The organism is Massilimicrobiota sp. mt181, assembly GCF_055420065.1.
Window position 1 is genome coordinate 113,548 of record NZ_JBVAYN010000003.1, and the last position, 22,536, is coordinate 136,083.

At 32.9% G+C, this 22,536-nt stretch carries 19 protein-coding genes and 11 tRNA genes; 4 read left to right on the plus strand and 26 right to left on the minus strand.

From position 1 onward, the window contains the following. The first annotated feature begins 143 nt into the window (after positions 1-143). The gene (locus ACZYT4_RS02910; RefSeq protein ID WP_463782158.1) at positions 144-1,208 is read left to right on the plus strand and encodes a branched-chain amino acid aminotransferase; all 1,065 of its coding nucleotides are present in this window, start codon (positions 144-146) and stop codon (positions 1,206-1,208) included. Between the two features lie 139 nt (positions 1,209-1,347). Continuing rightward, positions 1,348-2,550, plus strand: coding sequence for an MFS transporter (locus ACZYT4_RS02915; protein WP_463782159.1), 1,203 nt, complete (start codon positions 1,348-1,350; stop codon positions 2,548-2,550). A gap of 9 nt (positions 2,551-2,559) precedes the next feature. On the opposite strand, the gene ACZYT4_RS02920 is transcribed toward ACZYT4_RS02915, so the two are convergent. The 3 genes from ACZYT4_RS02920 to ACZYT4_RS02930 all read right to left on the minus strand — a co-directional run bounded on the left by ACZYT4_RS02920 (position 2,560) and on the right by ACZYT4_RS02930 (position 5,775). Further along, complete coding sequence (locus tag ACZYT4_RS02920) at positions 2,560-3,894, minus strand: citrate synthase (RefSeq protein ID WP_463782160.1); 1,335 nt, start codon at positions 3,892-3,894, stop codon at positions 2,560-2,562. A 69-nt stretch (positions 3,895-3,963) separates the two neighbouring features. Beyond that, entirely contained in the window at positions 3,964-4,737 is a 774-nt protein-coding gene (locus tag ACZYT4_RS02925) for an HAD-IIB family hydrolase (RefSeq protein WP_463782161.1), read from the minus strand. Positions 4,738-4,761: 24 nt separating this feature from the next. After that, positions 4,762-5,775 (minus strand): AI-2E family transporter, encoded by a 1,014-nt coding sequence (locus ACZYT4_RS02930; RefSeq protein ID WP_463782162.1) that lies wholly within the window; start codon positions 5,773-5,775, stop codon positions 4,762-4,764. A 116-nt stretch (positions 5,776-5,891) separates the two neighbouring features. On the opposite strand from ACZYT4_RS02930, the gene ACZYT4_RS02935 reads away from it, so the two are divergent. Continuing rightward, a complete protein-coding gene (locus ACZYT4_RS02935; RefSeq protein WP_463782163.1) occupies positions 5,892-6,437 on the plus strand; it encodes a hypothetical protein in 546 nt (181 codons plus the stop codon). Here ACZYT4_RS02935 and ACZYT4_RS02940 read toward each other — a convergent pair. The 20 genes from ACZYT4_RS02940 to ACZYT4_RS03035 form a co-directional block, all read right to left on the minus strand. Next, positions 6,434-8,770 (minus strand): HAD-IC family P-type ATPase, encoded by a 2,337-nt coding sequence (locus ACZYT4_RS02940; RefSeq protein WP_463782164.1) that lies wholly within the window; start codon positions 8,768-8,770, stop codon positions 6,434-6,436. The two genes, ACZYT4_RS02935 and ACZYT4_RS02940, sit on opposite strands and share 4 nt — an antisense overlap. A gap of 123 nt (positions 8,771-8,893) precedes the next feature. After that, positions 8,894-8,970, minus strand: a tRNA-Ile gene (locus ACZYT4_RS02945). A 36-nt stretch (positions 8,971-9,006) separates the two neighbouring features. Further along, a tRNA-Met gene (locus ACZYT4_RS02950) sits at positions 9,007-9,083 on the minus strand. A 22-nt stretch (positions 9,084-9,105) separates the two neighbouring features. Continuing rightward, positions 9,106-9,181: transfer RNA gene (locus ACZYT4_RS02955), tRNA-Phe, on the minus strand. Between the two features lie 8 nt (positions 9,182-9,189). After that, positions 9,190-9,266 (minus strand) — tRNA-Asp (locus ACZYT4_RS02960). 3 nt (positions 9,267-9,269) lie between these two features. Beyond that, positions 9,270-9,346: transfer RNA gene (locus ACZYT4_RS02965), tRNA-Met, on the minus strand. A gap of 17 nt (positions 9,347-9,363) precedes the next feature. Further along, positions 9,364-9,456: transfer RNA gene (locus tag ACZYT4_RS02970), tRNA-Ser, on the minus strand. Between the two features lie 9 nt (positions 9,457-9,465). Beyond that, positions 9,466-9,541: transfer RNA gene (locus ACZYT4_RS02975), tRNA-Ala, on the minus strand. A gap of 6 nt (positions 9,542-9,547) precedes the next feature. Then, a tRNA-Pro gene (locus tag ACZYT4_RS02980) sits at positions 9,548-9,624 on the minus strand. A 13-nt stretch (positions 9,625-9,637) separates the two neighbouring features. Continuing rightward, positions 9,638-9,714 (minus strand) — tRNA-Arg (locus tag ACZYT4_RS02985). Between the two features lie 70 nt (positions 9,715-9,784). After that, positions 9,785-9,873, minus strand: a tRNA-Leu gene (locus ACZYT4_RS02990). Between the two features lie 5 nt (positions 9,874-9,878). Then, positions 9,879-9,953 (minus strand) — tRNA-Cys (locus tag ACZYT4_RS02995). 172 nt (positions 9,954-10,125) lie between these two features. Beyond that, positions 10,126-10,956: a prephenate dehydrogenase gene (locus ACZYT4_RS03000; protein WP_463782165.1), complete on the minus strand. Its 831-nt coding sequence runs from the start codon at positions 10,954-10,956 to the stop codon at positions 10,126-10,128. 27 nt (positions 10,957-10,983) lie between these two features. Continuing rightward, positions 10,984-12,453 (minus strand): nicotinate phosphoribosyltransferase, encoded by a 1,470-nt coding sequence (locus ACZYT4_RS03005; RefSeq protein ID WP_463782166.1) that lies wholly within the window; start codon positions 12,451-12,453, stop codon positions 10,984-10,986. A 124-nt stretch (positions 12,454-12,577) separates the two neighbouring features. Beyond that, positions 12,578-12,937, minus strand: coding sequence for an FMN-binding protein (locus tag ACZYT4_RS03010; RefSeq protein WP_463782167.1), 360 nt, complete (start codon positions 12,935-12,937; stop codon positions 12,578-12,580). 52 nt (positions 12,938-12,989) lie between these two features. Then, the gene (locus ACZYT4_RS03015; protein ID WP_463782168.1) at positions 12,990-13,256 is read right to left on the minus strand and encodes a LysM peptidoglycan-binding domain-containing protein; all 267 of its coding nucleotides are present in this window, start codon (positions 13,254-13,256) and stop codon (positions 12,990-12,992) included. Between the two features lie 66 nt (positions 13,257-13,322). Further along, positions 13,323-14,006, minus strand: a complete 684-nt coding sequence (gene rnc, locus ACZYT4_RS03020; RefSeq protein ID WP_463782169.1) for a ribonuclease III — start codon at positions 14,004-14,006, stop codon at positions 13,323-13,325. Then, positions 14,003-14,986 carry a phosphate acyltransferase PlsX gene (gene plsX / locus ACZYT4_RS03025; RefSeq protein ID WP_463782170.1) on the minus strand — a complete coding sequence of 328 codons (984 nt, stop codon included), beginning with the start codon at positions 14,984-14,986 and terminating at the stop codon, positions 14,003-14,005. The genes rnc and plsX overlap by 4 nt, the downstream gene beginning before the upstream one ends. 36 nt (positions 14,987-15,022) lie before the next feature. Next, positions 15,023-17,032, minus strand: coding sequence for an ATP-dependent DNA helicase RecG (recG, locus tag ACZYT4_RS03030; RefSeq protein ID WP_463782171.1), 2,010 nt, complete (start codon positions 17,030-17,032; stop codon positions 15,023-15,025). A gap of 80 nt (positions 17,033-17,112) precedes the next feature. After that, a complete protein-coding gene (locus tag ACZYT4_RS03035) occupies positions 17,113-18,024 on the minus strand; it encodes an AEC family transporter (protein ID WP_463782172.1) in 912 nt (303 codons plus the stop codon). Positions 18,025-18,153: 129 nt separating this feature from the next. Here ACZYT4_RS03035 and ACZYT4_RS03040 point away from each other — a divergent pair, with 129 nt between their 5' ends. Further along, positions 18,154-18,936, plus strand: coding sequence for a Cof-type HAD-IIB family hydrolase (locus ACZYT4_RS03040; protein ID WP_463782173.1), 783 nt, complete (start codon positions 18,154-18,156; stop codon positions 18,934-18,936). A 9-nt stretch (positions 18,937-18,945) separates the two neighbouring features. Here the strand turns inward: ACZYT4_RS03040 and pap are convergent, their stop codons facing one another. From pap to ACZYT4_RS03055, 3 genes are all read right to left on the minus strand, one after another. Beyond that, the gene (pap, locus tag ACZYT4_RS03045) at positions 18,946-20,433 is read right to left on the minus strand and encodes a polyphosphate:AMP phosphotransferase (protein ID WP_463782174.1); all 1,488 of its coding nucleotides are present in this window, start codon (positions 20,431-20,433) and stop codon (positions 18,946-18,948) included. Between the two features lie 127 nt (positions 20,434-20,560). Further along, positions 20,561-21,451: a PHP domain-containing protein gene (locus ACZYT4_RS03050; RefSeq protein ID WP_463782175.1), complete on the minus strand. Its 891-nt coding sequence runs from the start codon at positions 21,449-21,451 to the stop codon at positions 20,561-20,563. Next, complete coding sequence (locus tag ACZYT4_RS03055; RefSeq protein ID WP_463782176.1) at positions 21,451-22,422, minus strand: ROK family protein; 972 nt, start codon at positions 22,420-22,422, stop codon at positions 21,451-21,453. The genes ACZYT4_RS03050 and ACZYT4_RS03055 overlap by 1 nt, the downstream gene beginning before the upstream one ends. Between the last annotated feature and the right edge of the window lie 114 nt (positions 22,423-22,536).

Below are 22,536 nucleotides of genomic sequence, written 5' to 3' on the forward strand. Positions count from 1 at the left end.
ATATGTCAAATTCACAATTTATTATGGAAATATTTGTAAATTTTATAAATATGAACAATGTATTTATAATTATTCCACAAAAAATATTGTATACAACTTTAAAAAAGAGTATAATTTTCTTAATTATATAAAGGGGGATTTTTATGGAAATCAAAATTGAAAGAGCAAAAACTTTAAAAGATAAACCTGACCAAAATCATTTGGGATTTGGGAAATATTTTACGGACCATATGTTTGTGATGGACTGGGATAAAGACCAAGGGTGGCATGATGCTCGCATCGTTCCTTATGGACCTATTCCCATGGATCCAGCAACCATGGTTTTACACTATGCACAGGAAACTTTCGAAGGCTTAAAAGCTTATCGTAATCCACAGGGTGATATTCTCTTATTTAGACCAGAAATGAATGCCCGCCGTATGATCAATTCTAACAAACGTCTTTGTATGGCCGAATTGCCTGAAGATATGTTTGTTGAAGCGGTTGAAGCGATTGTCAAATATGAACAGGATTGGATTCCAACAGCACCAGATACTTCATTATACATCAGACCATTTATGTATGCGTCTCAACCAGGTGTAGGTGTTCATCCAGCTGACAGTTATCGTTTTATCATCATTCTTTCACCAGTTGGTGCCTATTATCCTGAAGGTGTTAATCCTGTTAAAATCTGGGTAGAAGATGAATTTGTCAGAGCTGTTAAAGGTGGTACTGGTTTTACAAAATGTGGTGGAAACTATGCTGCCAGCATTGCTGCACAAGTAAAAGCTGAACAAAATGGATACACTCAAGTTCTCTGGCTTGATGGTGTTCATAGAAAATATGTTGAAGAAGTAGGAACAATGAATGTTATGTTCCTCATTGGTGATACAGTTGTGACTGCTGCACTAGAAGGTTCTGTCTTACCAGGTGTCACAAGAGATTCTATCATTCATATTCTCAAAGATATGGGATATAAAGTTGAAGAACGTGATTTAAGCATTGATGAACTTATGGAAGCCGGTCGTACTGGTCAATTAAAGGAAGCATGGGGAACTGGTACAGCAGCTGTTATTTCTCCAATTGGTGAACTTTGTTATAAAGGAGAAAAAATAACAATTCATAATTTTGAAACAGGTCCTTTAACTCAAAAACTTTATGATACTTTAACAGGTATTCAATGGGGAAAATTAGAAGATCAATATCATTGGACAAAAGTTGTTAAATAATGAATATAGAGAATATGATTTAATTAAACTTTTGCATTTTAAAAAATTTTTTGCTATAATGATTAACGTTATTGAGCAGCAAGAAGGCGTAAGTCCAGATTATGGACTTACGTCTTTTTTGTTTTTTAAGGAGGAACATATGAAAACAGAAAAATTATGGACAAAAAACTTTATTATTATTATCATTATTAATTTCTTTGTATTTTTAAATCATCTGATGATTTTATCTACATTTCCTTTTTTCATTTCTTATTTAGGATATTCAGATAGTGTCTCTGGATTATGTGCAACGATTTTTTCATTGATTGCTGTCATCTGTCGTCCCTTTATTGGATGGATGTTAGATAATGGTAAGAGAAAAGTCATCTTGCTTATTGGATTATGTGGTATGGCTCTCATGCCTATGGGATATTTGTTTGTTTATACAGCTTTCAGCTCCATTATTCTCGCCATTATATTCCGTATGGCGCATGGATGTGCCTTAGCTTGTTCAAACACTTCAACTTCAACAATTGCTACTGACATTATCCCTCATTCAAGATTTTCTGAAGGTATGGGAATGCTTGGAATGGCAACAGCATTAGCAACAGCGATTGCTCCAAGCATTGGAGAAATCTTAATGCAGCATAGTTTTTATCTTTTATTCTTTGTTGCAACATTGATTATGATTATCTCATTAATCTTATTCAGTATTTTAAAAACACCTACTATCCCTTTAACATATAAACCATTAAAAATAAAAGAACTGGTTGAAAAAAATGCATTACCCGCTTCTTGCGTGGTCTTGGTTTTCCTTTTCACTTATGGTTCTTTAGAAAACTATATTTTAAAATTCGTTTCTAAAGAGAGTATGATTACTTTGTCAGGTGGCCTATACTTTACAATTATGGCAGTCATGTTATTTTTAACCAGAATTTTAATAGGAAAGGTTGCTGATCAAAAAGGTGAAGCCATCTTTGTTTATACATGTAATATTTGCATGCTTATAGCATTATTTTTGATAGCTTTTATACCAAACAACATCACTTTCCTACTTTCAGCTGCACTTTCTGGTTATGCCTTTGGAGGCATTGAACCTGCTTTACAGTCCATGGCCGTCAGTATTGCCTCACCTCAAAGAAGAGGAGCAGCGAACTCAACATTCTTATGTGCTTATGATATGGGCATTGGTTTAGGTGGTGGAATTGCTGGATTTTTGATTGATCTTACTGGATATAATCATATGTTTGCTATCATCGCTATTGCAAATATCCTCTCTATCCTGATTTATATGGCCATTGGAAGAAAACACCCATCATCATTAACTTATCGTTTAAAAATGCAAAATGAAAAGCAAGCCTAGCTTGCTTTTTTAACGTTCATCTATTGTTTTGTATTCTTTCAGTTCACCAACATATTTTGTAGCTGGTCTGATAATACGATTTGAATACAATTTATTTTCTACGTTGTGTGCAATCCATCCAACTGTTCTCGCTACAACAAACAACAATGTATATAAATCACTTGGAATATTCAACATATTATAAACCAATCCACTATAAAAATCGACATTTGTACATACATGAATACCTTTTCGTTTATAAATTTCTCTAACTGCAATATGACTGAAACGTTGATAAAACAGATATTCCTGATATCGTCCTTTTTCAATCGCCAGTTCTTCACAAATCTGACTTAACATCTCACTACGAGGATCACTTAATGTATAAACAGCATGACCAATTCCGTAAATCAAACCACTACAATCATTAAAATCCTTGTCTAAAATACGATTCACAATCATATCAATTTGTTCATCAGTCGCATCTAATGAAATTTCATCAATAACGCTCTCCATTTGCTTTTTAACAGCCAAATTTGCTCCACCATGACGTGGACCTTTTAAAGACCCAATTGCTCCAGCTACTGAAGAATAGATATCTGTCCCCGTTGATGAAATCACAACATTTGTAAATGTAGAGTTATTTCCTCCACCATGATCAGCATGTAAAACCAATGCAATATCAAGAGCTTCTGCTTCTTTTGGAGTGAATTTCCCATCATTTCTTAACAAAGATAAAATGGTTTCAGCAATACTTAAATCTTTTTGAACATGATGAATAACCAAACTCTTTTCATCAAAATAATGTACTTTTGTTTGATATGTATAACAAACAATACTTGGAATTTTAGCTAATAAATTAATGCCCTTATTAAGAGTTTCTATGATACTTGTATTATCAGGATCATCATCATATCCATACAACATTAAAACTTCCTGTTGTAATTTATTCATTAAATTTTTAGCTGGAAACCCTAAAATATTAGCTTCCAAATAATGTGGTGGTAATTCATAATGATCACTTAAAACTTTTTTAAATCTCTCAAACTCATCATATGAAGGCAAATAACCAAAAAGAATCAAAAAGCATACTTCTTCAAACAAATATCTTTTCTCTTTTCTTTTTCCATTAATGATGTCTTCAACATTAATACCACGATAATAAAGACGACCATAGTCATCCGTTTTTTCTCCATTTTGAATTTTATATCCAACAACATCAGATATTTTTGTAAGCCCCACTAAGACTCCTGTTCCATCTTCATTTCGTAAACCTTTTTTTACTGAATATGTTTGATAAAGTTCATTATCAATTTTATTTTCAACTAATGATTTCTCAAAAAAATCCTGAATCTGATTTTCCATGAACTCTCACCCCTTATATTCAAAGATTATATCATATTTTTGTATAATTGTATACAATAAATATCTTTCCTAAATCCACCCAAAGTATTGACAGGCATATTGAATACCATCTTCTGTACTTTTCTTTGTTATAAAATCAGCTTTTTTCTTTAATTCCTCACATGCATTTCCCATCGCAATAGATGTCCATTCTGGTTTAAACATAATCAAATCATTATAGTCATCACCAAAAACAACAACATCTTCTATACGACCATGAACATATTCTAACATCTTATTAATGCCTTGATCTTTGGCATCATGCTGATATGTCAGATATTCTTTCATAAAACGAATATGTCCTAATGAATCAAGCAAAGATAATTCCTTTTCACGTTTTTCATCCACAGCAATATATATTTTATAATAGTCTTTAATATCCTGATATGTTAGTGATGAATCAAAGAAATATCTTGTCGGTTCTTTTCTATAACCTACCTGTTGAATAAATAACTCATCATTCATAATCACATCTATACTATCATTTGGAGAAATTAAAACTCCCATCCCTTTTTGATGAGCCTCTTGGCATAAAGCAATAGCTTTTTGACGATCTAATGGTTTATTTTCAATAACCTGATCATTAATAGTAATAGCAGCACCTCCATTGCTGACAATATGATGTATTCCAGCCATTTTCGCAAAATCTTTTGTTTTATAATGAGCCCTTCCAGTTGCAATGCAGACAAAATGTCCATTATCCTGTAATTTTTGAATCGTTTCTTTTGCACTTTCTACAAGCTCTCCTGTTTCTTTATTGGTTAATGTCCCATCTATATCAAAGAAAAAATATTTTTTATGCATACTCACTTCCTCCTTTAAGCATCATTATACCAAATCATCAACTGTATTCAAATACTCATACAGGAAACTCAAATGAATCGGACTAAGAAAAACACCAGCTATCCCAAAAAACTTCACATGAATGACCATTGATAAGAGAAGCAAAAAGGATGGAATCTTTGTTTCTTTGTTTAATATATGGGGCTCTAAAAAACTTCTGACCATATTAATAATCAGATAAAGGCACAAAATATAAATTGCTTTCATATATGATGATTGCATCAACAAAAGAATAATCATAGGAATCAGAACAATCCCAATGCCAATAAATGGCAGTGTATCTAACAAAGAAATTGCGAGTGCATATAAAGATGATGGTTCAATATGCAAAATCCAAAAACCCGCCCATAACATCAAAAATGACACAAATATTAATATGAACTGACACTTCAGATAAATGAATAAACTCTTTAAGACTCCATTTTTAATATAAACAAATTTCTGATAGGTTTTCTTCTGTGTTAATCTTAAAAAACTGTTTTTCATATTCTCATAATCTAAAACTAAAAAAAATGTTGAAATCACAAATATAAAAAAAGACACAATGAAAGAAGGTATCAGTTTGACAAAAGAAGAAGCAAAATTCATTATGCCAATGATATTTTGATGAATCCAATTTTGAAATATAACAACAATATCTTGAGGCAAAAAAGAGAAAGTATCTTCCAAATAATGAATAATATTGGAAATAAAGGGCAAAAATATAGAATCATAATAAACAGGAAGCTGCTGAAAAAAGCGTATTCCTAATAAAAACAAAAAAGTCAATAAAGCCCCTAATACAAATGCCAAGAAAAGATAAATCAACAATAAAACAGAAATACCAATAGCACTTTCTTGTAAAGGAATTGTATTTTGAATTTTATTAATGAAAGGCTTTAAAATGAAAAAACAAAGAAAAGCCATCAAAAAAGGAAAAAGGAGTGAAAACATATATTTGATTATCAATATATAGATGATTAAACCTAAACCCAAAACAACATAACGCCTTATTCCCATAGTATCACCTATATATTTATATGTCACAAATACAAAAAAAGTCCAATGTGACTTTTTTTGGCACAATTAGACATAAATCGACACTTTCCTATGTTAAAATTTATTTGGTGAAAAAAATGAATATCTATGATACAACAAATAATCAATATCAATTTCCAATTTTAGATCCTGATTTTTCATATCAGCAAACAGACTATCAAAAAAATCTCTATCCTTTTTTTAAACAACTTGACATTCCTTTGGATGTTCATTTTCTTACAGGAATATATATCGATTATTATATTGACCCCTACTCTATCGAAGAATATCCCCAACTCTATTTTCATGTATCCAGACATCTTGTCAAAAAAGTAGAAGACTTTTTGGATTTTGGTCATGCACATTTGTATTATGAAAGATCAAACTTCTTTTTTCTCGTTATGTTTAACATCGCAGAAGAACAAATTGAGGAAGCATTTATCAAACTTCATTTATATTTAAAAGATAAGAAATTTGAATATCTTCATCAACAATGTTCTTTTTTTATAAAATGTGGCATTTATGTTTCAACCATTAACATTCATCCCTATAAACTCTTTGATCTTTCTAAAGAGCAATGTCAACAAATTCTTTCAAAGGAGAAAACATTTATATCCGTTCATAATTTGAAACTTCTGCGTTAATGCTTTTCAAAATGATGATATAAAGTGACAATCCATTTTTTAAGTTGAAAAATGACAAAGATAGAACTTAAACAAAGTGGAATAACAAAAATAAGTGATTTTGTAAAGAATGAATAAATCCCAAAGAAATCATGCATAATCATCAAGATCAAATAAAAGACAACCGCAAACAGACTCGTTACAGTAACTCTTAAACGACTCCATGGCATACATACAATATAAACCACTAAAAAACTGATAAAACCGGCAACTAAATAATAGTATGTAGATAAAAGTTTGGAATCAAAATGGAAGTAGCTACCAATCCAAGTAATCAATAACATATAAATAATCATTGTGAGAGCACATGGTAAAGCTGTAGACATCACATGTTTAAAGAAACCTTGTGATGATAATGTAGAAGCACGCTCTAATGTTAAAAGGAAACTTGGTAGTCCAATCGCAAGACCACTGATGAGGCTTAACTGTAAAGGTGTAAATGGATAACTGAATCTTAGAGCAGCAAAAATCAAACAAAGAGCAGTCGAATAAATCGTTTTTGTTAGATAAAGAGAGCTGACTCTTTCAATATCTGCAATAATAGCTCTCCCCTCATTGACGATATCGACCATGGATGCAAACGAAGAATCCAATAAAACAATATGTGCTGCCTGTTTAGCCGCATCACTACCTGCCGCCATAGCAATCCCACAATCAGCATCCTTCAATGCCAAAACATCATTCACACCATCACCAACCATCCCTACAACATGTTGATTGGCTTGTAAAGCTTTGATAATACGTTGTTTTTGTTCTGGCTTTACACGCCCAAAAACACGATAGTGAGAGACAATCTTTTCAAGTTCCATGTCATCATCAGGAAAAGTGGATGCATCAATATATAGATCACCATTTTTTAATCCTGCCAATTGGGCAACACGTGAAACAGTCATTGGATTATCCCCAGATAATATGCGTATATCAACATGGGCATTTTCAAAAAAACGAAGCGTTTCTTTAGCCTCAGGGCGAATACAATCATAAATCACAATGAGAGCCATCGCTTTGACATGGCCTATTTGAGATGTATGAGAATCAAGACAATCTGTCTCACCCAACAACAAGACACGATAGCCTTCTTTCGCATAGGACTCAGCCATTTCCAACGTTTGAGAATCATCAGATACGAGAAATTCTGGTGCTCCTAAAACGTAGTGCCCTTTTCCCTGAATATGCAAAGCTCTCATTTTACGCTGCGAAGAAAATGGAATACGTTCCAAAACTTCAATATGCTCAGACTTTAAAAAATAATCTTGTAAAGCCAGCTGTGTCGCATTCACATCATCAAATTCATGTGCCATTGCTCCCATAATCGTTTCAATGTCATGAAAAGAAGAAGAATGAAGTGGCAAAACACGATCTACCTTAAGTTCCCCTGTTGTAATGGTTCCTGTCTTATCAAGACATAAAACATCCACTCTTGCCAGGGCTTCAATAGCTTCCATTTCCTGAATCAAAGCATTTTTTCTTGCCAGTTTACCAACACCAATAATAAAAGACAAACTTGTTAGCAAAACCAGCCCTTCAGGAATCATCCCCACAACGCCTGCAACAGTTTTCACAATCGCGCTTGCCTGATCATTAGGAAAAGCAGTTAACTGAGAAAAATAAAGAACAATTCCTACCGGAATAATCACAACACTTAAAATCTTGATAACTTTTTCAATAGAATTTTTCATTTCCGAAGAAGCATTATTTTTATTTTTAGCTTTGCGTACAAGATTTGTTGAATAGTTATCATTACCAACTCTGATAACTTTCGCATAAGCACTTCCTGCCACAACGAAACTTCCAGAAAGTAATTCATCATTTTTCATCTTCTTTACTGGCTCTGATTCACCCGTTAACATAGATTCATTAACTTCCATACCCTGTGATTTTAAAACAATACAGTCACTACCAATTTGATTTCCTGCCTCTAAAAAAACAACATCATCAAGAACGAGTTCTTCTATAGGAATAGTTTGGATTTGTTGATTTCTAATGACTTTTATTGTTTTCACAGTGACTAATGTTAACTGATCAATAATTTTCTTAACTTTAAATTCCTGATATATACCTATAAAAGCATTAATAATAACGACAACCATAAAAGTGAGATTAGTCCATCTCCCTGTCGATATAATAATAGCTGCTAAAAAAACATTTAAACAGTTGAAATATGTCAAAGTATGTTCCAAAACAATTTGCTTCTTTGTTTTAGAAATATTATCATGAGAAATATTAACATGTCCCTGTTGAATACGTGATTCAACTTGCTGATCAGTTAATCCCATATGTCTTATATCTTCCATTATATCACCTGCTTGTATCTTAATAAAACTTTATGGAATTTATGTGAAAGTCCATAAGAATATCATAGCACAATTTTTTTTACAAAAAAACAAAAAAAACCTCATAAGAGGTTATCAACAATATGGTGGACCCTGAAGGACTCGAACCTTCGACCGATCGGTTATGAGCCGATAGCTCTAACCAACTGAGCTAAGGGTCCAAAATAAAAAGTGGTATTCACCACTCATTGACTCAATGGTAGCGGGGAAGGGATTCGAACCCCCGACCCACCGGGTATGAACCGATTGCTCTAGCCAACTGAGCTACCCCGCCATGTAGTGAATCGTTTAAAAAATGGTGGTTCCGGCCGGAATCGAACCAGCGACACGAGGATTTTCAGTCCTCTGCTCTACCGACTGAGCTACGGAACCAAAATAAATGGCGGTCTGGACGGGGCTCGAACCCGCGACCTCCGCCGTGACAGGGCGGCATTCTAACCAACTGAACTACCAGACCATTTGGTTGCGGGAGAAGGATTTGAACCAACGACCTTCGGGTTATGAGCCCGACGAGCTACCAGACTGCTCCATCCCGCGATATGAAATTTAATAAATGGCGGAGGTTGAGGGATTCGAACCCCCGCGGGACTTTCATCCCCTGTCGGTTTTCAAGACCGATCCCTTCAGCCGGACTTGGGTAAACCTCCGCAACATAATGGTGGAGCTTAGCGGGATCGAACCGCTGACCTCCTGCGTGCAAAGCAGGCGCTCTCCCAGCTGAGCTAAAGCCCCATTAAATGGTCGGGAAGACAGGATTCGAACCTGCGACCCCCTGGTCCCAAACCAGGTGCACTACCAAGCTGTGCTACTTCCCGTTTGATATTTGATTGGCGCGCTAGGCAGGAATCGAACCCACAACCTCTTGATCCGTAGTCAAGCACTCTATCCAGTTGAGCTACTAGCGCCTCTTAACAGTGCCATTCAATAATATCACATTTTTTTATCAATTGCAACACTTTTTTTAATTTTTTTATTTGGTGCCCAGGGCCGGAGTCGAACCGGCACGGATTTTAAGGTCCGCAGGATTTTAAGTCCTGTGCGTCTACCAATTTCGCCACCTGGGCAACAATGGAGGTTCCAGCCGGACTCGAACCGACGATGACAGAGTTGCAGTCTGTAGCCTTACCAACTTGGCTATGGAACCATTTCCCTTAACTCGTTGCTCAAATAGTATATAATATTTTCCACATTTATGCAATACCTTTTTTTGTTTTTTTTACATTTCAAAATGTTTCTCAAAAGAATAATGAAAGAGATTTTTTATAAAGTTTTCAATCTCTTTCATTACGTATGTACAAATATTGTTGATTTTAAGACTATTTTTCCAATTTCTCGCGACGCTTTGATGATTTCAAAAACATCTCTCTTAAAGCTTTTTCATCTTTTTGATAAATTGCTTTTTTTAATTGATCGAACTCTTTTTCAAAGCGTGCCATTGATGATAATAAGTATTCCTGGTTATTAAAAAACAATTCTATCCATAAATCCGCATTAATATTGGCAATACGAGTCAGGTCACGAAAAGAATCACCAATATACTTTCCGGTCTCATATTTTTCATCATCACTATTGATTAGTGCCACAGCCAATGTATGTGGTAATTGAGAAGTAAATGAAATAATTTCATCATGAGCATAAGGACTCATAATTTTGACACTTTTAAATCCTAATTCAGCAACAAATTGACACATAAAATCAATTGATTTCTGATGGTTTTTTTCATGTTGTATGACAATATAATTTGCATTATGAAACACTTTTTCACTTGCATACAAATATCCTTTTTTTTCTCTTCCTGCCATTGGATGACCACTAATATATTCAACATCTTGATCGATAATTTCTAAAGCTTTTGCTAAAAAATACGATTTAATCCCCACGACATCACTCACAATACTTCCTTTTTTAAAAGTATGTTGAGAGATAAAATCAAGCACTTGTGATGGATATAAACAAATAATTGTGAGATCACTTTTTTCAATAATTTCATGTCCATCCTGATATCCTTCAATAATACAACCTTCTTCTTTGGCCATATCTAAAGTCTGTTGATTGCAATCAACACCATAAACATCATAACCTTTACCTTTAAGTGCTTTAACAAAACTTCCACCTATAACACCTAATCCTACAACTGTAATAATCATATCAGCATTGATCCTTAAAAGAAAACTTTAATGTCCCTTTTTCCCTTCTGCCAACATTTTGAGTTTATAATCCAATAATTTTTGTGTTAAATCCACATAATATAAATGAGGATATTCTAAACGGAAGATTTCATCCCATAAGAATTGTTTTTGTTGTGCTGAATAAGCACAAATTTCATCTAATGTATAATGTGGATAAACATTCTTTCCTTCATCAAAAACTAAAGTCTGTAGTGGATGGACTTCATATGTACCAGCATAAAGCGTCTTATGTTTCCATGCATCTAATTGATGATAAATTGTCAAATCCTGATTTTCATCTAAAACCTCATCATGGAAAGCAATAATATCCGCAATAGCTTTATTTGTTTCTTTTTCAATTAAACGATATACCTTTTTATAACCAGGGTTTGTAATCTTTTCTCTATTTTCAGAAATTTTAATTTTAGGAATAATTTCTCCATTTTTTTCTATTGCAGCAAGTTTATAAACACCACCAAAAACTGGAGAAGATTTTGATACAATCATATTTTCTCCAACTCCAAAAGAATCTATTTGTGCACCCTGTTCCAATACAGAACGTATCAAATATTCATCCAAGGAATTAGAAACTGTAATCTGACAATCATGTAAACCAGCTACATCAAGCATCATTCTTGCTTTTTTCGTTAAATAAGCAATATCTCCACTGTCTAAACGAATTCCTTTTAATCGTTTCCCCATTGGCGCTAAAACTTCTTCAGCAATACGAATCGCATGAGGAACACCGCTCTTTAAAGTATCATATGTATCAACTAATAAAACACAGTTATCTGGATAAATTTGAGCATACGCTTTAAATGCTTCATATTCAGAATCAAATGATTGAACAAAAGAATGAGCCATTGTCCCTAAAACAGGCATATGAAAATCTTTTCCAGCAGAAACAGTAGCTGTCCCTGCAACACCACCAATATAAGCCGCTCTCGCTCCATAATGAGCACCATCATAACCTTGTGCTCGTCTTGCGCCAAACTCCATGACAGCTCTTCCTTTGGCTTCCTGAACAATACGTCGCGCCTTTGTCGCAATTAAAGACTGATGGTTAATAGTCACTAATAAAAATGTTTCTATAAGCTGAGCTTCAATGAGCTTTGCTTTCACTGTCACCAATGGTTCATATGGAAAAACTGGTGTTCCTTCTTTGACAGAATAAATTGTCCCAGTAAACTTGAAAGTTCTTAAATAATCAAAAAATTCTTCATCAAAAACATTTAAAGATCTTAAATACGCAATATCTCCTTCACTAAAATGCATATTTTCAATAGCCTCGATCAATTGCTGTAATCCAGCAAAAATAACGAAACCACCATTATCTGGATTTTTTCGATAAAACATATCAAAATAAACTATTTCATCTTTCTTACCCATCTTAAAATAATTATAAGACATTGTTAATTCATAAAAATCCATAATAAGAGTGATATTTCTTTCTTGACCAACATAATTTTTTTCCATTATCTATCCCCCTATCATTTTTCATTATCATATACCAATTTTCTTAAAAAATAAAGCCTTTCTTCTTTTTGAAACACGAAAAAAGTAGCCACAATCACTGTAACTACTCTTTATCCATTTTCAATCAAGAATTGTTTTTTGCTTGCTCAAAAGCTTTTTCAACTGCTTCTTTTAAGGCTTGAGAAGATCTGGTTGCTCCAGAAATGGTATCAACATCATATCGATTTTGTTCTTTCATATTTTCAATCATTTGTTCTAAAGCCACTCCTCCAATAGAAGGCGTTTCATTATGCTCTTTGATCACAATATCCTGAATCTGATCATCTTTAATAACTGTTTCTACCTGAAATTCTCCTCCATAACCCATAGCTGTTGTTTCATAAGTGCCATCTTTATATTGAGATTCTTTTGTTTCATCTGGTGCCTTTTGTGTACAACCACATAAAAGCGTTGCTATAAACAGGATGATTATTTTTTTCATCATTTCAAACCTCCTATTTATAGTTTTTGCTTAAAATCAAATCTTATGCAATTTTTTAAAAATATAAATCATAAGTTTCTCTTTGATAAGGTTGTGGCATTGGTGGTATTTTTTGGAAAACAATAGGAACCAGTAATTGTTGTTGAGGATGAATCAATAAATCATCACCTAACTGGTTCATTGCCTGAATCCAAGCCACTTCACTATTCAACGTTTTCGCAATACGATAAACATTATCACCTTTATGCACAGTATATAATACAATTTCTCCTACTCTTGGATTAATGACTCTTTCGTCATCATACATATATGGATTATACATGATTATCACTCCCAAAATAATTTATGAAAAAATGTTGATCATGTATAGGCAAAAAACAGTATTTTTTTATTTCGTTGCTAATTTATTCAAAGCATCTTTAGCTGCCTGTTGCTCTGCTCTTTTTTTACTTGTTCCTTTTCCAATACCCAAACACATATCATCCATCATAACAGCCACTTTAAATTCAGGTGCATTAGATGGCCCTGAAGTTTCTAAAAGTTCATATGTCACTGTTCGACGCTGATCAGCTTGAATTAACTCCTGAAGAGTTGTCTTATAATCCGTAATATCATCATAATCTAAATCATTGACATGTTTAAAAATCGTCTGCTGCAAGACTTTTAAGACTTCATCTTTGCCACAGTCTAAATATAAAGCACCAATGAAAGATTCAAAAATATTAGCCAAAACACTTTCTCTTTCTCTTCCACCACTTTTTTCTTCACCAACACCTAAATACAATAATTCTCCAAGCCCGAGTTCTTTAGAAAAACGCGCCAAAGATTCTTCGCGTACAAGCTTACTACGAAGTGTTGTTAAAGTTCCTTCAGGTGCATCCGGAAAAAGTTTAAATAAAAATTCTGAAACATATAACTGTAATACAGCATCTCCCATAAATTCTAAACGCTCATAATCTTTATGAACATAATGAGACTCATTAGCATAAGATGCATGCGTAAAAGCTTCTTTATAAATTGCAATATCATGAAAAGGAATATCTTCCTTTTGTAAAAAGTCTAATATTTTCATTTTTGATTTAATCCTTCCTTCATTTGAGAAACCACATCCATTTTGACCATACGATAAGCCAAATCCATCGCATTACAAAAAGCTTTCGCATCACTTGCTCCATGAGCTTTGACGACTGCCTTTTCAAATCCCATCATCAATGCTCCTCCAACAGATTTATAATCGAATTTTTCTTTCAGACTATAAAGAGATGATTTCGCAAACAAAGCTCCAATTTTTCCTTTCAATGAAGACATCATGGTTTCTTTAATCATCTTCATTAATGTTGAAGCCACACCCTCACAAGTCTTTAAAGCAATGTTTCCACTAAATCCATCTGTTACCACAACATCATAATCACCACTTAAAATATCACGACCTTCAACATTACCTACAAATTGTAAACGATCGCTTTGTTGTAATAATTGATATGTCTGCTGATGAACTTCATCACCTTTTTTAGATTCACTTCCAATATTAAGTAAAGCAACACGCGGACTATCTATTCCTCTTATATTTTTGGCATAAATATTTCCCATAATCGCAAAATCATACAATTGCTCTGGTGTATTTTCGGCATTAGCTCCCACATCCAACATTAATACACCTTTTTGATTATATGTTGGCATTGTTACCATCAAACATGATTTTTCTACACCTTGAATACGTTTTAAAAAAAGCATTGCACTTGTATAAAAAGCTCCTGTTGAACCACATGAAACAACACCATCGACAACACCTTCACGTGCCATCATCACAGCTTTGACCATACTTGATTCTTTTTTACGACGCACTGACATAATTCCTTCATCCATTGTCACAACATCTCTAGCATCCACAATATGTATATTTTCATATGATGATAAACTTTCCAGTTCTTCCTTTTTTCCAGTGACATAAAGTTCAACATCTTGATGTGTCTGCATAAACATCTGACAAGCTTCCACAACAATCGAACTCCCTAAATCTCCACTCATAGCATCTATTGATAATTTATACATGATTCCTTCACTCCTTGTTTGTATAGTATAACATATTTAATCAATATATTCATTATTCTCTTTTAATTTATCCTGTATCCTGCCAATTAGCCCAAAATATTCATTTTTTTCAATATAATCGTTCACAATTTCTTCAGCATCTTTTCTGGCAATAGATAAAACAGGAAAATCTTTCATAATATCGGCAATCAAAAAGGTTGGCAATCCACTTTGTCTTTGTCCCAAAACCTCTCCTGGACCTCTTAACTTCAAATCATATAAAGAAATTTCAAAACCATCATGACTCTTTTCCATATATTTTAAACGTTCAATAGCTTCAGGTGCCTTTGAAGAACTCATCAGATAACAATAGGCCTGCTCTTTTCCTCGTCCAATACGCCCACGTAACTGATGTAACTGACTCATTCCAAAACGTTCCGCATTATAAATCACCATCATATTGGCATTTTTGACATCAACGCCAACTTCTACAACTGTTGTTGAAACAAGTATCTGAATTGTATTATTGAAAAAGCCATTCATGACTTTTTCTTTTTCTTCATCCTTCATTTGTCCATGTAATAAACCAACATGATACTGTGTTTTAAAATAAGCCCGCATCGCTGTTGCAATCTGTGAAGCGCTTTTAGCTTCTAAATGTTCACTATCTTCAACCAATGGACATATCACATAACATTGTCCACCATGAGCCAAATAATTTTTTAACTCTTTTAAAATAGGTTTCATAGATGAAGATTGAATATATTTGGTCACAACAGGCAAACGCCCTTGAGGCATTGTTTTGATTGTAGAAACATCCATATCGCCATACATGGAAATAGCTAGCGTACGTGGTATAGGTGTCGCACTCATAATCAGAAAATCAACCTGATGTCCTTTGTTTTTTAATGCTTTTCTTTGCATCACACCAAAACGATGTTGTTCATCCGTAATGACCAGTCCTAAATTATGATATTGAACTTTCTTTTGAAATAATGCATGCGTTCCAACAATAATATCAGCTTGGCCACTTTCAATTCTTTCATAGACCTGTTCTTTTTCTTTAGCTGATAAAGACCCAGTCAACAATTCCACACAAACATCAGTATTTTCAAAAAAAGCATTCAAAGTCTTATAATGCTGTGTCGCTAAAATTTCAGTTGGTGCCATCAGTGCTCCTTGATATCCCGCCAGATAATTGGCATATAAAGCCACTGAACTCACAACTGTTTTTCCACTTCCAACATCTCCCTGTAAAAAACGATACATCATACGTGGACTCATCAAATCTGTCACAATTTCTTTAATAGATGTTTGTTGATCTGCTGTCAAAGAAAAAGGCAATGATAAAATAAAATCTTGCAGTTTCATAACATCTAATTTCTTTTCAATTCCCATGGTCTGTACTCTTTGTTGTTTTGTCAGTTGCATTGTCAATTGAAACTGTAAAAATTCTTCATATTTCAAATATTTTAAAGCTTCCTGAATATCTTTTTTATTTTCTGGAAAATGAATGCAATAAAGAGCATTTTCTTTATGAATCAAACGATGTTGCATGATATATTTTTCAGGAATATCATCAACAATTTGTCCTTTTAATAAACGTAAAGCTTTTTGTACATATTGTCTGAATGATTTTTGATTAATGCCTTCCTTCAATGAATAAACAGGATAAATCCCTGCAAGTTCGTTTAATGTTTTTATTTTAATATCAGAGGCTGTAATACGATGATTGTGACATTTCCCAATAATTGTAATCGTCGTATCTAACTTTAAGTATTGTCTTAAAAAATGACGATTAAAAATCGTGACTTGAAAATGTTGTAAATATCGATCTTCAACCTCAAAAGTCATTCTTGACATTCTTCCTTTAAAAAAAATCTTTATTGGCGAAATAACAGTCGCTTCTATGATCATATGCTCATCTTCATCTGTAGGATATTTTTCTTCAATGATTGCATAGCGATAAGGATAATGATGAATCAGATCTTCTAAAGTCTTAATATTCATCTGTGAAAGAATATCATAACGTTTTGATGTTGTTTTCAACAATTTTATATCATTCATCTGATCACCTGCCTGCTGACTATTTTACCATAAATTCAAAAAAAAGATACTCCCCTCATTGAGAATACCTTATAAAAAAATCAAATAAAAATCAATAACAAGACAACCATAATGATAATAGATAAAATAATGCTTAAAGAATTTGCTGTTGCTGCCATATCTCCATTGTATCCAATTCTTTGTGTGAAAACTGCTGAAACTGTTGATAATGGTGCACAACAAGCCATCATTAATATTTCTTTTGCTAATAAAGGTAAAGGCAATACAAAGAAAACCAAACTACCAATAACAATCATTCCTAGAATTCTTAATATCAAAACCTTGAAAACATGATGTGATTCTCTAGGTGATATTTTAATTTCAAGCATAAGCCCAATCATCATCATAGCTAAAAAACTATTTCCCGATCCAATCGTATCTGCCATAGATAAAATAAATGATGGGAACTGTATTTGGAAAATTGCCATCACAAAAATCAATAAATAGACATCAAAAGGAATGGACGAAAATAATTTTTTAAAAACTTCTCTAATATCAAAATGATTTTCTCCACTTGCGACATGATCTGCTAAAGCATATGTTATTCCAAGTCCCATTAATGCATTTCCTATGTCAAAAGAACATAGATACGCCACTCCCATTCCCGGGAAAAAACATTGCACAAATGGTAAAACAAAATTCCCAATATTGTAACCAGACACATTGATCATATACGCACCCTTCATAATTGATTTCTCTTTCCTTGAAAAGAAATATCCTATAATAATCATTGTAACATTAGAAAGAATTCCTACAGAAATCAGAATAAAAATTGTGATATCTAAGGTAATTCCATTAGCACTTGTAATCAGTGCACAAGGTAACGTTACGTTCATAATAATGGTTGCTAAAATATTTGCATCACTCTTTTTTAAAACTTTTATTTTTTTGAGAGTATATGCAATGATAATAATGAAAACAAAAGTTAATGATGTCACTAATACTTCAAACATTTTTCTGCCCCTCTCCTTTTTGCATTATAACACTTCTTTTCAAAAAAACAGAAAACAAACAAAATATGAAAAAATTTTATAAAATGAAATAAACTTGATATAATAGGGCAATAAGGAGGTAAGCATTGAATGATAAAAGCTATATTCTTTGATATCGATGGAACATTAGCCAGTTTCAAAACTCATCAAATTCCCAAATCAACTTTTGATGCTCTCAATAGACTTCAAAATAATGGAATCAAACTCTTTATCGCAACTGGTAGAGGAAAAGATGGCCTAGATATTTTACAGAACTTCCCTTTTGATGGCTATATTACATTAAATGGGCAATATTGTTTTACAAATGATGAACTTATTTATGAAAACACAATTGATTCACAGGATATTTCAGCTTTATTGGACTATTTAAAAGAAAAGCCTTTCCCTTGTGGTTTTACTGAAGAACATACAAAGTATTTTAATATGCGTAATCATCTTGTTGATGAAGTTCATGCCATTACTCATAATGATGATCATCCTGCTCGTGATTGTAGTCAGGTGATTCATAAAAAAATATACCAATGTATGTGTTTTGTTGATGAAAATGAAGAAAAAGAATTATTAAAAGTCATGCCTCATTGTCATGCTTCAAGATGGTATCCAACTTTTTGCGATATATCTCCAATCGGTGGGTCAAAACAACATGGCATTGATGAATTCTTAAAACATTATCATATTGATTTATCAGAGACTATGGCCTTTGGAGATGGTGGTAATGATATTCCTATGTTACAACATGTTGCCATCAGTGTCGCAATGGGTAATGCCAGTGATGAAGTCAAGTCTATTGCCGATTATATCACAGATGATGTCGATGATGATGGCATTTTGCATGCCTGTGCTCATTTCCAATTATTTGAAAAACAAGAATAAGGGGATGTCTTATTCTTGTTTTTTGTATGCATCTAGTCTTTTTTCAATTTCACGAATCACAATTTTCATTGCTTTAATACGTGCATATTTTTTATCTACTGACTCTAATACATACCATGGAGCAAAAACTGTATTCGTTTTTTGAAGCATTTCGTCAATAGCATTTTCATACAAATCCCATTTTTCTCGATTACGCCAATCTTCTTCGGTAATCTTCCATTGCTTTTCTGGTGTATTTTGTCGTTCAGTAAAACGTTCTAGCTGTGTTTGATTATCAATTTGAACCCAAAATTTAATAACAATAGCACCCCAGTCACAAAGTTCTTTTTCAAATTCATTCATCTCATTATAGGCACGTTGCCAGTCATTTTCACTACATAATCCTTCTAATCTTTCAACCATAACACGTCCATACCATGTTCTATCAAAAATAGCAATATGACCATCCTTTGGCAAACGTTTATAAAAGCGCCACAAATAATGTCGATTCAATTCACTCTTATCAGGTGCAGCAATAGGATAAACAGTATAACCACGGGGATCTAATCCAGAAGTCACTCTTTTGATATTTCCACCTTTACCTGCTGCATCCCAACCTTCATAGGCAATAATCACAGGTATTTTTTTACGATAAAGTTTATTATGTAGTTTCATCATTTTTTTACGACATTTTTTCAATTCTTTACGATATGTTTCTTCACTGATACTTACACTCAAATCATAGTCTTTTAAATGAATTCTTTCTCTCATTTCAAAAACATTATCAATCAATGGTACATCCTGTTTAGCATGTTCTAAACGTTCCTGAATGCAACTCATCAATGTTTCAAGAACCTGTAATTGAGCCAATTTTTTATTTGTTGCATCAATAATATACCATGGCGCATAGGCTTCATTTGTCGCATTCATATACTCATCATACAAATTCAAATATTCCTCATAATGTTTATTCTGCCACAAATCCTCATCACTGACACGCCATTTTGTATTCTTGCTTTTCAATAATTTATGAGTACGTGTTGTCTGTTCATATTGAGAAATATGAAAAAAGAATTTAATGACAATATAACCATTGTCTACGAGAGTTCTTTCAAATTTTTGAATACTTTCAATTCTTTGATGATATTGTTTCTTCGAAAGCTGTTTATGCATATATTGTTTTGTCACATCATTCATCCAGCCATGATCATAAAATGTTGCCATCCCATTTTCTGGTATACGTAAAAAATAACGATATAAGAATGGTCTTCTTTGTTCATCTTCACTGATCTTATTCATTGTTTCTACATTATAAAAACGGGGATCCATATTTTGAATCACTTTGCCAAGAGTTGTGCCAATTCCTGATGCTCCCCATCCTTCAAACAAAACCACAACAGGCAATTTCTTTTCCTTTAATACCATCTGCTTTTTAGATAATTCAAGTTTTGCATTTTCTAGACATTCTTCAATATCAGGTGCAATTTCAATTTGTTCAAATTTATAATCTCTTAACATACATTCCCTCCTCACCTACATATTCATATTTTATCACTTTTATGTAAGCGCTTAAAGAAAAAGACAACTTCATAGATAAATAAAAAAACACTACTTATTCTTTCAAAGAATGTAGTGCTTTATTGCATCAGATAAGATGATAGTTTTTTAAACAGTCTTCTATTTCCTGTGGATTTAAACAACCATTTTCTCCTAAATGAATAGATGGTTTTGTTTTACCATGGAAATCACTTCCACATGTATATAAAACATTGAATGCTTTCGCTTTATGATAAAAGTACTCATTTGTTTCTGTTGTATGATAGCTTGAAAAACATTCTACGCCATCCAATCCCAAAGTGACCATTTCATCAAACAGTTCAAATTGTCCTTTTAAATTATTACCAGGATGAGCCAACACAGCAACTCCACCATGTTGATGAATTAATGCTATCGTTTCTTCTAATGTTGAAAAATGAATTTCGGTATAACATGGTTTTCCTTGTGCATAATAATCCCAATAAAAATTCACAAATGGATTATCACTTCTTGAACCACCTGGACGATAAGGTTTCAATAATTCATGATTTTCATATCGTGGATCATTTAACAATGCTTCTCCAAACATTTCACCGGTATAAACACCATTTGCTGATAATGTATCCAACTGTTCTTTTTTCAAATCAAACCCTAAAGCATTCGTCAACTCTAATTTCTTGATACTACATGTAATTTCCTGTTTTTCAATATTTTCACCTAATTGGTTAAAAGCATCCTGACAATCATCAATACCATAACCTAAAACATGTAAATTAACCCCTTTATAAGTACAATCAATTTCAATAGCAGGAATATATATCATCCCCAATTCATTAGCATGCTGTTTAGCTTCTTTATTCGCTTTCACCCAGTTGTGATCAGCAATTGCCATGATTTTCACTCCTGCCTCATGGCACATATCTACTAATTGTGTTGGTGTATATTCTCCATCGTCACTATACATACTATGCATATGTAAATCAATATAACTTTTTGTCATCATTTATCCTCCTCTAATATTTTTTGAATACTCATTTGATAAAGCCCATCTTCTATCAATGAATCTAAATCTTTCACATAAATCAATTGTGGTCTATGTCTCCATGGAATAGCATCTAAATGAAAATCATCCAAACAATCAATAACATCACTACAAACCCCTATCATTTCAGGATTGACAACACAACAAAGCGCCGACAACTGTTTTTCCAACAATTCTTTGGGTTGTGTTTTTAACATTTGATTTTGTTGTTCAGGTGTATAAAACGGTAAATATCTTAATTCACCTGCAAAATGTGTAAAGCCGTTATATAATTTTCCATTTATAATCATCCCGCATCCAATATATTGAACAGCTGGCTGATAAACAAATGCCAAATGCTGACATTTTGGATAATGATGATAAAAACCAATACTGGCAATATTAACATCATTTTCCAAAACCATTTGTCCATCATAAAATTCATTCATTTTTTGTGAAAGATTCACATTTTCAAATAATTCAAAATCACAAACATCAATATAACCATCATGACAGACCCCTGGAATACTCAAACAAATCATTTTGATAGATGTATCATTTGTTAAAATATTTTTTACTAATGATATCAATTCATCAACACTACCATATAATGAAGAAATGTTTTGTGATGAAATAACCTGATTGAAAAGATTAACGTTTTGACATAGAAATTCATAACTATTGATTTGTCTTTTGAGAATAATCTTCAATATATGACAATAATCTTGATTTAAAACATATTGTTGTGATTTTCTCCCACCTGTTGAAGCACTCTCACCAATAAAAAATATTTCTTCGTTCGTTAAAAGCTGTTGTAAAATATTTGTCATAGATGATAAAGACAATTGTGTCACATCAGCTAACTGCGTTTTTGTCCATACTTTTCCATCATAAAAACATTGTCTCACTTTTTGAATATTCATGTGTTTTAAATCATTAACTTTTGACAAAATATCACGCTTCCCATTCTTTGATAAAAGATTTCATTACTTTCGTTAAGTCTTGTTGAAAGTCACTATTATCATATCATAAATGACGCTTTATGCATATAAATTTCAACTTAT